Raw genomic sequence first — 12,029 nt, forward strand, 5'->3', positions numbered from 1 at the left:
CGGGGGCACTCCCGTTCGCGGGAAAGGCCTCCGGGCACGACGGACGGCGGGAGGCTAACGCGACGGTACGACACTTTCGTGACGCCGTCGGCCGGGCTCCGGCCGGATGGATCGGCTGCGAACCGGTCTTCGCGGCTCAGGCCGGTACGTCGATGAAGTGTTCGACCAGGGGTGGATTGGCGAAGTAGGGCCCGATCAGGCTGCGCCAGGTGGTGAACCGTTCGGTGGCCCGGAAGTTCTCTTCGTGGGCCGCGACCGAGTCCCACTCCACGATCAGTACGAACCGGGAGGGCGACTCGACGCCCCGGGTCATCCGTACCGACTGGCAGCCCGGTGTGCCGGCGAGCACGTCATGCCCCTTGGCGTACGCCAAGGCGAACGCCTCCTCCTGCCCGGGGACGACGTCGATGAGAGCGACTTCAAGCACCATGGGCGGCAGCGTCGCACGGCGCGATAGTTGGCTCGTCACCAGGGCCACCGGTATGCCCCTAGCCTCCTAGGATGCGCTAGCGAGTGTGCCGCGTCACGGGACTCTTGAGGTCGATGTGCGAAAGCGGGCGCCAATGGTGAACAATGGCGCCCGAGGAGGGGAGTATTCCCTCGCAGCGATGTCGTCAACACGGTCGACAGCCGTTATTCGAACGGCCCAAACCCGGCGTCGTTGGTCGCCTGCGGCACGGCTTCGTGTCCGTGACATGGCGGCGGAAGAGACCTCCGACAGTCACCCCTTTTGGCACCACCAGCGCGGCCTGCGTTCCTGTAAAACGTCCGTGCGTGTGGTGCCATGTGTCTGCCGGAGGAGTCCGTTGAACGTGTCCGTATGGGTGTGGGTAGTTACTCTCGTCGCCTTGACGGCAGTGTTACTCGTCGACCTACTGATCATTGGCCGTCGGCCACATGAGCCCAGCATCCGCGAATCGAGTCTCTGGGTCGCCTTCTACGTCGGCCTTGCCCTGCTGTTCGGCGCCGGCATCTGGGTCACCTCCGGCGGGACGCTGGCCGGGGAGTTCTACACCGGTTGGCTCACCGAATACAGCCTGTCGGTGGACAACCTCTTCGTCTTCGTGATCATCATGGGGCGCTTCGCGGTGCCTCGGGCGTACCAGCAGAAGGTGCTGCTGGTCGGCATCGTGCTGGCCCTGATCATGCGAGGTGGCTTCATCGCGGCTGGTGCCGCCCTGATTTCCCAGTTCTCCTGGGTGTTCTACATCTTCGGTGCGTTCCTGGTCTACACGGCGATCAACTTCCTCCGCCAGGGCGAGCCGGACGAGGAGGACTTCAAGGAGAACATGCTCATCCGGTGGAGCCGGCGGGCACTGCCGTTGTCCCGCACCTTCGACGGTGCCCGGCTGACCACCCACGAGAACGGCCGGCGGGTCTTCACGCCGATGCTGGTCGTCATGATCGCCATCGGTACGACCGACCTCATCTTCGCCCTCGACTCGATCCCGGCGATCTTCGGTATCACCGACGAGCCGTACCTCGTCTTCACCGCCAACGTCTTCGCACTGATGGGGCTGCGGCAGCTGTACTTCCTGCTCGGCGGGCTGCTCGACCGGCTGGTCTACCTCAACATCGGACTTGCGGCGGTGCTCGGCTTCATCGGGGTCAAGCTGGTGCTGGAGGCGTTGGCCGACAACACCCTGCCGTTCATCAACGGTGGCGAGCACGTGTCCTGGGCACCGCACATCCCGATCTGGCTGTCCCTGAGCGTGATCCTCGGTGCGCTGGGGGTCGCCACCATCGCCAGCCTCATCAAGTCGTCCCGGGACCGACGGCGCGAGGCTGCCGGGATCAGTTCCTGATCCGAGCCCCGCACTGACCCACGGCGTCCCCGGCCGAATCATCGGCCGGGGACGCCGTTCGTATGGGCGGTAGTCGGCGGCGCAGCCAGCCAACGCCGATCAGTGGCAGGGGCCAGCCAGGCCGATCAGGGCCGTTGGGATCAGACCCGGTGCGCCCCGACCAGGGTCGCGATCCGTTCGGCGGGCAGTGCCTCCTCCAATACCTGCCGTTGTTGGTAGCAGGCGTGCAGCATGCGCCGCTCACCATCCGGGCCGGGAGCTGCGGCGACCACCCCGATGTGGTGGATGGGTCGGCCCGGCCGGGCGAAGAAGTACAGATCCCCGGGCCGCTCGGCACCATCCGGTAGGGCGGTGGTGGACTGGGCCTGGTCGCGAGCATCGCGCGGCAGCCGTACGCCGAGTCGGCGGTAGGCCAGGTTGACCAGCCCGGAACAGTCGAGGCCGTACGGGGACAACCCGCCCCAGACATAGGGGACACCCATCATCCGGCTGGCCACGGCGAGCATGTCGGTGGCGGCCGGCGGCTGGGACGGCATCGGCACGAGATGTTCCGCCCGGCCCCAGAGGGGTTGGTCGTGGCCGGGTACGTGCACCGGTTGCCAGCCCTGCCGGGGTGCTCCGGCCGAGGCGAGCCGGGTGCCCAGGACGACGTTGTCGAGGCGCAGGTCGCCGTCGGGGGCGGTGTGCAGGCCGGTGGCGGCGGCGTCGACCACGAGCGCCTCGCGTCCAGCCGGGGCGGGGTGGTGGACGGTGAGTTGCTCGACCGGCAGCCAGCCCGGGTAGCCGCGGGGGTCCAGACGGTCGGCGGACTGTTCAGCGGCGATCACCTGGGCCCAACCGTCAGGCCGGACCTCCGCCACGTGTACCTGTTCGCCAAGTAGCAGTTGACTCAGCACACAGTCGCCGACCCGCTGGTCGGCGTCCATCGCGGCGATCCAGCCGGGCACGTCCGGTCGGGTTCCGGTTACCGGGGTGTCGATCGCTCGGATAGCTTCCGGTCGGGTCCACAGTGTGGCGACGCTGACCTGGACGACGGCCTCGTCGCCCGCCTGTGGCACTACTGGGTGCACTTCGTTTGGCACGGAAGCCCCTCACTCGTCGTGAATCCTTCTTCCGACGGTATGAAAGTTGTCTCCAGGTCTCAACTGCTTACCTGCATGTAATCTTCAGCAGGTCCGGTGATGCCCAGCCCGGTGATGCCCAGCCCGGGAGCATCCGGCAGGACGACGGTCGCCCCGTCGTACTGGATGCCGCCCTGCACCGGGGAACTGGCGAGCCACCAGGCGGCGTCCAGGTCGGAGACGACGCTGGTGCGGTAGGCCGCCACCAGGCTCGCCGCTGCCCCCACCCCGATCTGGCTCTCCATCATCGAACCGACGATGGTGCCCAGGCCGTGCGCGGCGGCCAGCTCCAGCAAGGTACGGGCCGGCCCCAGCCCGCCGCACTTGGCCAGTTTCACGTTGACCATGTCGGCGGCCCGGCGACGGATCACCTCGACCAGGTCGCGGACTCCATGGACCGACTCGTCGGCCAGGATCGGGATGTTCACCCGGTCGCTGACCCAGGCCAGGCCCTCGATGTCCCAGTGCGGCACCGGCTGCTCGACCAGCTCGACGTCGAGTCCCGCATCTTCGATGTCCCGGATGATGCGTACCGCCTCACGGGGCGTCCAGCCCTGGTTGACGTCGAGCCGGATCTTCGGCCCGGTTCCGATCGCAGCCCGGACGGCGCGTACCCGGTCCAGGTCCCCGGCCGGATCGGCACCCACCTTGAGTTTGAGTACGCCGAACCCCTCGGCGGTCCGCTGCTGCGCCTTCGCGGCCAGGTCGACGGCCTCGCCCGCCGCCAGGGTCACGTCGGTGGGGACCCGTAGGCTGGTGCCGCCGAGCAACCGCACCAGGGGTACGCCGAGCCGCTGGGCGGCCAGGTCGTGCAGGGCGATGTCGACAGCCGCCTTGGCCGCCTCGTTGCCGGCCACCGCACGTCGTACCTCGGTGCAGCGGGCGACCAGGTCGTCCGGGTCGCGGCCGACCAGCAGCGGGCCGAGCATTTCGGTGACGCAGGTTTCCGTCCCGCCCACCGACGCACCGGTCACCTGCCATACCTGCGGGGCTTCCCCGAATCCCGATCGGCCGTCGCTGTCGACGATCTCCACCACCAGCGTCTCCACCGTCGTGGTCTGGCGCAGCGCCGTTGCGAACGGAGTGTGTAGCGGGGCTGAGAGGCGGTGGGTGCGTACCGAGGCGATGGTCATCAGCGCACCCTATCGGGAGTTGATCGACATGACGGCAGCGCGAGGTGCAGAGGCCGAGGCGGGGAGACCGTGGCCAAGGAGACCGAGGTGGGCAGGCTCAGGCGGGGCGGTGGGCCGAGCGGGCCGCCCAACCGGTGATCAGCAGGGCCTGCGCGGCCAGGTAGGTGGTCATCACCCAGATGGGCGGGCCGGGCAGGGTGGCGGCGTCCGTCATCCCGATCGCGATCATCAGGTCGGAGCCGAGGAAGATCGCCCCGCCGAGGCCCATCCGCCAGCCGAGCGCCGCGGCGCTGGTGGCCATAGTGGCCAGCGCGGTCGCGTAGGCTGCGACCGGTATTGCCACGCCCAGCTCGGTCAGGCCGGGCCACAGCCAGGTGAGCACGGCGGTGCCCACGATGGCGTACCCGAGGGGGACGGTGACCAGCGGCAGGCGGCGCAGGGCTGCGCTGGCCCGACCGGCTCCGGAGCGGGCCGGGGCCCGCAGGAACGCGGTGAGATAGCAGAGTTGGGCCCCGAGGAAGAGCGACATGCCGGTGAGGAACCAGCCGGTGCCGGGGGAGAGCAGGGCGATGTCTCCACCGGTGGAGAGGGCCAAACCGGCCAGTACGAGTCGGCTCGGCCGGCCGTCTCGTTCCCGGGTGACCAGCCACAGCCAGATTCCGAGTAGCGGCATCAGCAGTGGTTTGGTGGCCCATTCCAGGGCGTCGTTGCGGATTCCCACCGCGACGAGGTTGCCGACCGACACCACGGCGAAGACGATGAGGACGGCGCGGCTACGCAGCATCGGGGGATCTCCTGCGACGGGGCGGAACCGCTGCGCCGGACGGTGCCGGCACAGCGGATTTCGCGGAGCGTACCCCGGGTAACCGCCCCTGGCTACCTATCGGTAACCGGCGGGAGGCTCATCCGGCCGGGACGAGGTCGTGCCGGGCGGACCAGGCCAGTGCCGAGATCCGGGCGATGAGGCGGCAGGCCGCGTCGTCCGCGCTGGTGCCGGTCGGGCCGCCGTCGGCGAGGTCGGTGGTGGTGCAGACGACGATCGCGTACGGCGGTGCGTCCTCGGGGAAGACGATGCCGGCACCGTGGCGTACGCCGGGCACCCAGCCGCCCTTGTGGGCGATGCGGGTCTCCGGTGGCAGTCCGACGGCCAGGTCGTCGCGGTGTTCCTGGGCGAACAGCACGTCGAGCATGGCGGAGCAGGTGGCGGGGCTGGCGATCGGTCCGGGGGTCTCGGTGCCCTGGGCGATGGCTCCGAGCAGGGTGGCCAGGTCGGCGGCGGTGACCAGGTTGGTGATTCCGGCTTCGCGGGCGGCGAAGTCCTCGATGCCCCGACCGGTGACGCTGTGTCGGGTGCCGGCTCGGGCCCAGACCTCGGCGACGGCGGGGAGGCCGACGTGGGCCAGGACGATGTTGGTGGCCAGGTTGCTGGACTTGACGATCATGCGGCTGGCCAACCAGCGGAGGGTGGCGGTGCCGTCGAGCTTCGCCCAGACCGGTTCGTCGTTGTCGTCGTTGCGGTCACAACCGAACCGGGGGGTGTCGGGCACCGCCGAGGCGAAGTCGTTACGGACCGGCACCAGGGCGTCCAGGTCCAGCGTGCCGGCCTCGGCGGCCTGGTACAGGGCGGCGAGCACCGCCACCTTCATGGTGCTGGCGGCGTAGTGGGTGGCGTCGGGCAGCCGGGTGTAGGTCGGTGCGGTGTCCAGCCGTCCCACGTACACGGAGATCGTGCCGGGGGTGCCGGCCAGGTCGGCGTCGAGATCATTCCAGATCATGACGCCGACCGTAGCCGATCTTCGAAGCGGTGCTTAGTTGGCGTGCTTGCGGCGGGCGGCAGCCCGACCCCGGGTGGTCTGGTCGAGGATGACCTTGCGAATCCGGACGGCGACCGGGGTCACCTCGACGCATTCGTCCTCACGGCAGAACTCCAGCGCCTGCTCCAGGGAGAGCTTGCGCGGCGGGATCAGCTTCTCGGTCTCGTCGCTGGTGGAGGAGCGCATGTTGGTGAGCTTCTTCTCCTTGGTGATGTTGACGTCCATGTCGTCGGAGCGGGAGTTCTCACCGACGATCATGCCCTCGTAGACCTCGGTGGTGGGCTCGACGAAGAGCGTGCCGCGTTCCTGGAGGTTCATCATCGCGAACGGGGTGACCACGCCGGACCGGTCGGCCACCAGCGAGCCGTTGTTGCGGGTACGCAGCTCGCCGAACCACGGCTCGTAGGACTCGAAGACGTGGTGCAGGATGCCGGTGCCCCGGGTGTCGGTCAGGAACTCGGTGCGGAAGCCGATCAGGCCGCGGGCCGGTACCAGCCACTCCATCCGGATCCAGCCGGTGCCGTGGTTGACCAACTGCTCCATCCGGCCCTTGCGGGTGGCGAGCAACTGGGTGATCGCGCCGAGGTACTCCTCCGGCGAGTCGATGGTAAGGCGCTCGACCGGCTCGCAGGTCTTTCCGTCGATCTCCTTGGTCACCACCTGGGGCTTGCCGACGGTCAGCTCGTAGGACTCGCGGCGCATCTGCTCGACCAGGATGGCCAGGGCCAGTTCACCTCGACCCTGCACCTCCCAGGCGTCGGGCCGCTCGGTGGGCAGGACCCGCAGGGAGACGTTGCCGATCAGTTCCTTGTCGAGGCGGTCCTTGACCATGCGGGCGGTGACCTTGGCACCCTTGACCCGGCCGACCAGCGGCGAGGTGTTGGTGCCGATGGTCATTGAGATGGCCGGCTCGTCGACGGTGATCAGCGGCAGCGGGACGGGGTTCTCCGCGTCGGCCAGGGTCTCGCCGATCATGATCTCGGGGATACCGGCGACGGCGATGATGTCGCCCGGGCCGGCGCTCTCGGCGGGCTTGCGCTCCAGCCCCTCGGTCATCAGCAGCTCGGAGATGCGGACCCGTTGGGTGGTGCCGTCGGTACGGCACCAGGCCACCGTCTCGCCCTTGCGGATGGTGCCCTGCCGGACCCGGCACAGGGCGAGCCGGCCGAGGAACGGGGAGGCGTCGAGGTTGGTGACGTGCGCCTGTAGGGGGGCGGTCTCGTCGTAGGCCGGCGGCGGGATGGTCTCCAGCAGCGTACGGAACAGCGGTTCCAGTGAGGTGCTGTCCTCGGGGATCGTGCCGTCGGCGGGCTGGGACAGCGAGGCGATGCCGTCCCGGGCGCAGGCGTAGATGATCGGGAAGTCGATCTGCTCCTCGTCGGCGTCGAGGTCGAGGAAGAGTTCGTAGGTGTCGTCGACCACTTCCTTGATCCGGGCGTCCGGACGGTCCACCTTGTTGATCACGAGGATGATGGGCAGCCGGGCCCGCAGCGCCTTGCGCAGCACGAACCGGGTCTGCGGCAGCGGGCCCTCACTGGAGTCGACCAGCAGCACCACGCCGTCGACCATGGTCAGGCCGCGTTCCACCTCGCCGCCGAAGTCGGCGTGGCCGGGGGTGTCGATGATGTTGATGGTGACCGGGTCGGAGCCGTCCGCCGGCACGTACCGCACGCCGGTGTTCTTGGCCAGGATGGTGATGCCCTTTTCCCGTTCCAGGTCCATGGAGTCCATCACCCGGTCGGCCATCTCGGCGCGGGCGCTGAACGCGCCGGCCTGTCGCAGCATGGCGTCGACCAGGGTTGTCTTGCCGTGGTCGACGTGGGCGATAATGGCGACGTTACGAAGGTCGGCGCGGGTCTGCATGCCCCTATCCTCCCGGGTGCCCCGTCGTCGCTGCCAATCGGGGGGTCACTCTGCGTGTCCCGTAACTTCGTGCGAATCGGCGTCTGGACGCCGCTGGTGGGTGGCATGCTGGCCAACGTGGCCGGGGGATCGACGTGCATGACCTGTTGACGCTGGTGCGGGAACTACCGACCCCGGTCGTCTACCTGCTCGCCGCGCTTGTCGTCATGGCCGAGACCGCCGTGATCGTCGGGTTGCTGCTGCCGGGGGAGGCCACCCTGCTGCTGGTCGGCTTTCTCGCCTACACCGGCACGTTGCGGCTGGCCCCGGTGCTGATTGTGACGATCGTCGCGGCGGTGATCGGGGACGCGTTGGCGTTCCGAAGCGGCCGGCGCCATGGCCCTCGGCTGCGCGCCAGCGGCTGGGGGTTACGCATCGGCGAGGCACGCTGGCGTCGGGCGGACACGATGCTGGAACGGCTGGGCGGACGTGGGGTGTTCGGGGCCCGGTGGGTGGCTTTCGCCCGGACCCTGGTGCCCCGGTTGGCTGGCGGGGCTGGCATGCCGTACCGGCGGTTTGTGCTGTGGAACCTGGCCGGGGTGGTGACTTGGGTCGGGGGCTCGGTGCTGGTCGGCTATCTGGCGGGCGGCTCCTACGAGACGGTGTCCCGGGTCCTGGGGGATGCGACCGGGGCGGTGCTGGGCCTGATCGCCACGGTCGTGGTGATCGCGCTGGTCGGCCGGTGGTTGGGGCGTAACCCGGACCCGGTACGCGCGCTGCTGGCCCGGGCCGGTGGCTTGCCTTTGCTGCGCTGGGTCGCCCGCCGCTACGGGGTGCTGTTCTTCCTGCTCTCCATGCGGATCGGCCCCGGCTGGGCGTTGTTGATCAATCTGGTCGCCGGCCTGGCCCTGCTGTTCGTGATCGGCCTGACCCTGGCCTGGCTGCTCGGCGTGGTGGTGCGGTACAGCGGACTGTCGGTGGTCGACGGGGCGGTAGCCGATTGGTTCGCGGGACGACGAACCGAGGGTGTGGTCGACGTCACGGTCGGCGTGATCAGTGTGCTGCGCGGCCCGTTCCTGATCGTCATCGTGGCGCTGGTCGCGGTGCTGCTCGGCTGGCGTACCCGAGCCTGGCGCGGTGACCTGGTCAGCGTGGTGGGTACGGTCGGGGCGTTCGTACCGTTGGTGTTGCTCGCCGTCGTGGCCGACCTCGCCCAGCCGGACCTGGCTTCCGCACCTGACCTGACGCTCTTTCCCACCCAGAACGCGGTGGTCACCGCCAGCCTCTGCACGTTGGCCTGGCTGCTGACCCGGCGGGCCCACTGGCCGGTCGCGGTGGCGGTGTGGACCGCCGCCACGGTCGGGGTGGTGACCATCAGCGGGGCTCGGCTCTACCTCGGCTGGAGTTCGGCCAGCGAGACCGTCACGTCAGTGCTGCTCGGGGCGCTCTGGACGGCGGTGTTCATGGTCGCCTGGGCGACCCGGGACCGGGCGGTCGGCGGTGACGACGGCCCTGCCCGCCCGGACGTCGACCTGCGCCAGGCGCAGCCGTGATCACCCGGCTGGTGGTGGGGGCCGCCGGCCGGCTGCTGCGGTTGCCTCGGGCGCGTACCCGTCGGGTGGCGGTGACCCGCAACATTCGGGTCCGGGTCCGCGACGGTGTGCCGCTGCTCACCGACCACTACGCCCCCGACCTGCCGACTGCGCCGACCGTCCTGATCCGCACCCCGTACGGGCGGGGCGGGCCGATCCGGCTGCTTGCCCGGCTCTTCGCCGCGCACGGTTTCCACGTGGTGGTGCAGTCCTGCCGGGGCACGTTCGGCTCCGGCGGCACCTTCGAGCCACTGGCGCACGAACGCACCGACGGGCTGGACACCGTCGACTGGTTACGGCGGCAACCCTGGTACGCCGGCCGGTTCGGCATGTTCGGGGCGAGCTATCAGGGCTTCACCCAGTGGGCGGTAGCCGCGCACGTCGGCGACGAGCTACGGGCCATGGTGGCGGTGGCGACCACCGCGGCGACCCGGGACTCCACCTATGCGGGTGGTGCGTTCTCCCTGGACACCGTGCTCACCTGGGCCGAGCTGATCCAGGCGCAGACCGTGTCGTGGCTGGACCGGCAGCTCGAACTCAAGCGGGGCCAGCCCCGGCTGCTGGCCGGACTGGCCCATCTGCCGTTGGCCGAGGCCGACCGGATCGCTACCGGAGACACCATCCGGTTCTTCCAGGAGTGGCTGCACCATCACACCCCCGGCGCGAACTACTGGCAGTCCCGGGTCTTCGACGCGCACCTCGATCGGGTCCGCGCCCCGGTGGCGATGGTGACCGGATGGCACGACATCTTCCTCCCCGCCCAACTGGCCGACTACGCGACGCTGCGGGCGGCGGGCGGGCGGCCGTACCTGACCATCGGGCCGTGGACCCACGGCGGGCCCCGGCTGCTCGGCGCGTCGGTGCAGGAGGGGTTGCTCTGGCTGCGGGCGCACCTGGCCGACGAGCGCGGCGGGCTGCGCACCGCACCGGTACGCATCCACGTCGGTGGTGCCGGCGGCGGCTGGCGCGACCTGCCGGCGTGGCCGCCCCCGGCGGCGCGGACCGCCTGGCATCTGCACCCCGGTGGCGGGCTCGCCACCCGCGCGCCGCGTCCGTCCACACCAGACGGATTCTGGTACGACCCGAGCGACCCGACCCCGTCGCTGGGTGGCCCGTTGCTGGTGGCGCAGCGGGCCGGGCGGGTCGACAACCGGTTGGTGGAGTGCCGGCCGGATGTGCTCACCTACACCAGCGCCCCGCTCACCGAGCCACTGGAGGTGATCGGCCCGGTGGCCGCCGAGGTGCATCTGCGCAGTGCTCTGCCGTACCTGGACGTGTTTCTGCGACTGTGCGAGGTGGACCGACGGGGTCGGTCCTGGAACGTCTGCGACGGTCTGGTCCGGGTGAGCCCGGACCTGTTTCCGGCCGATGGGGACGTGGTGCGAGTTCCGGTGTCGATGTGGCCGGTGGCGCACCGGTTCGCCCGGGGGCACCGACTCCGACTTCAGGTCTGTGGTGGGGCCCATCCTCGGTACGCCCGCAACCCCGGCACCGGGGATCCGCTCGGTACGGCGGTGGCGCTGCGGGCCGGCTACCGGGAGGTCCTGCACGACCCGACGCATCCGTCCGCAGTGTTCCTACCAGTCCACTACCCTTTGTGATTAATCGAGGTTGGCACATCCCTGACCTGGACTTTTGTGTCCGGGCGTAGTTACGGTTTGTGTATTGCTCGGCGTTGTGTACGAGATTGTCGGCCGGTCCACCGGCCGCCTGACACGCCCCAAACGCGTGCTGTCACCGCGCGTACCGGCCCCGAAATCTGGAGGGCTGACCGATGCGACTGCTCTGGCTTCCCGAGGTGCTCCGTACCGCTGGCCTGACCGTGCACGAGGTAGCTGGCTGGCGTACCCGAGGATCGACGGAGTTCGACCCGCACGGCATCATCTGTCACGAGACCCGTGGCTCGCGGACCTCCACCGATTCCGGTGAGATCAACGTCCTGCTGCACGGGTCGACCACCGCACCGCCGCCGATCGCCCAGTTGTATCTGTCCCGCACCGGGGACTGGCACATCGTGGCGTCGGGGCGATGCAATCACGTACTGGTCGGCTGGGCTGGCCCGTTCAAAGGCTCCGGCAACACCCGGCTGCTCGGCATCGAAGCCCAACACGCGCTCGGTGAGTCGTGGACAACAAAGCAGTACCAGTCCTATGTGCGCGGCGTGGCCGCCCTGCGCCGGCACACCGGTTGGGGGATCGCCGGACACAAGGAACACCAGCCCGGGGGTTACGGGCACGCCAGCAGTAAGACCGATCCGAGTTTCAACATGGACCAGTTCCGGCGGGACGTCGCCTCGGAACTGGCGAAAGGAGCAGCAGAGATGGGACTGGGCACTGAGCAGTTACTCAATACCAAGCGGACTGAGCAGCAGGCCCTGGCTGACGCCTGGTGGACGCTGCACAAGGGCAATCCGTCGGCGTGGCTGTCCGAGACGCTCGCCCGGCTGGAGGCGGAGCTCACCCAGATCCAGGCCAACCAGCAGGCGATGGCTGGCAAGGACTGGGTCGACGAGCAACAGATCGTCGAGGGGGTGCTGGCCGGTCTCGGGGGCAAGGACCTGGACAGTGTCGCCGTCGCCCTACGGGCCGTCTTCGGTGAGCGGTCGGCGGAGTTGGCGACGAAACTCGCTGCTGCCTGAGCACGTCGATCCGGAATTCGTCAGTTGGGCCGGAGGCGGAGTGCCCGCCGTCGGGGTCTGGAGGTAAGCATGGAGGGAGCGGAC

Annotated in this window: 10 protein-coding genes; 4 read left to right on the top strand and 6 right to left on the bottom strand. The window is 69.5% G+C overall.

The features are described from left to right. Window positions 1-136: 136 nt before the first annotated feature. Entirely contained in the window at window positions 137-430 is a 294-nt protein-coding gene (locus ACWDV4_RS09315) for an antibiotic biosynthesis monooxygenase family protein (RefSeq protein ID WP_449976142.1), read from the bottom strand. Window positions 431-806: 376 nt separating this feature from the next. Here ACWDV4_RS09315 and ACWDV4_RS09320 point away from each other — a divergent pair, with 376 nt between their 5' ends. Beyond that, a complete protein-coding gene (locus tag ACWDV4_RS09320) occupies window positions 807-1,805 on the top strand; it encodes a TerC family protein (RefSeq protein WP_449976144.1) in 999 nt (332 codons plus the stop codon). Between the two features lie 140 nt (window positions 1,806-1,945). Here the strand turns inward: ACWDV4_RS09320 and ACWDV4_RS09325 are convergent, their stop codons facing one another. The 5 genes from ACWDV4_RS09325 to typA form a co-directional block, all read right to left on the bottom strand. Then, entirely contained in the window at window positions 1,946-2,887 is a 942-nt protein-coding gene (locus ACWDV4_RS09325; RefSeq protein WP_449976145.1) for a C40 family peptidase, read from the bottom strand. Window positions 2,888-2,946: 59 nt separating this feature from the next. Next, window positions 2,947-4,059 (bottom strand): mandelate racemase/muconate lactonizing enzyme family protein, encoded by a 1,113-nt coding sequence (locus ACWDV4_RS09330; RefSeq protein ID WP_449976146.1) that lies wholly within the window; start codon window positions 4,057-4,059, stop codon window positions 2,947-2,949. A 97-nt stretch (window positions 4,060-4,156) separates the two neighbouring features. Next, on the bottom strand, window positions 4,157-4,843 hold the full coding sequence (locus ACWDV4_RS09335; RefSeq protein WP_449976148.1) for a lysoplasmalogenase: 687 nt from the start codon (window positions 4,841-4,843) through the stop codon (window positions 4,157-4,159). Between the two features lie 118 nt (window positions 4,844-4,961). Beyond that, window positions 4,962-5,834, bottom strand: a complete 873-nt coding sequence (locus tag ACWDV4_RS09340) for a serine hydrolase (RefSeq protein WP_449976149.1) — start codon at window positions 5,832-5,834, stop codon at window positions 4,962-4,964. Between the two features lie 33 nt (window positions 5,835-5,867). Continuing rightward, window positions 5,868-7,736, bottom strand: coding sequence for a translational GTPase TypA (gene typA / locus ACWDV4_RS09345; protein WP_449976150.1), 1,869 nt, complete (start codon window positions 7,734-7,736; stop codon window positions 5,868-5,870). 134 nt (window positions 7,737-7,870) lie between these two features. Between typA and ACWDV4_RS09350 the strand changes: the two genes are divergently transcribed. The 3 genes from ACWDV4_RS09350 (at window position 7,871) to ACWDV4_RS09360 (ending at window position 11,945) form a co-directional block, all read left to right on the top strand. After that, window positions 7,871-9,268, top strand: coding sequence for a DedA family protein (locus ACWDV4_RS09350; RefSeq protein ID WP_449976152.1), 1,398 nt, complete (start codon window positions 7,871-7,873; stop codon window positions 9,266-9,268). After that, a complete protein-coding gene (locus ACWDV4_RS09355) occupies window positions 9,265-10,908 on the top strand; it encodes a CocE/NonD family hydrolase (RefSeq protein WP_449976153.1) in 1,644 nt (547 codons plus the stop codon). The genes ACWDV4_RS09350 and ACWDV4_RS09355 overlap by 4 nt, the downstream gene beginning before the upstream one ends. Window positions 10,909-11,081: 173 nt before the next feature. Next, window positions 11,082-11,945, top strand: a complete 864-nt coding sequence (locus tag ACWDV4_RS09360; RefSeq protein ID WP_449976154.1) for an N-acetylmuramoyl-L-alanine amidase — start codon at window positions 11,082-11,084, stop codon at window positions 11,943-11,945. The last annotated feature ends 84 nt before the right edge of the window (window positions 11,946-12,029 follow it).

The organism is Micromonospora sp. NPDC003197, assembly GCF_053590565.1.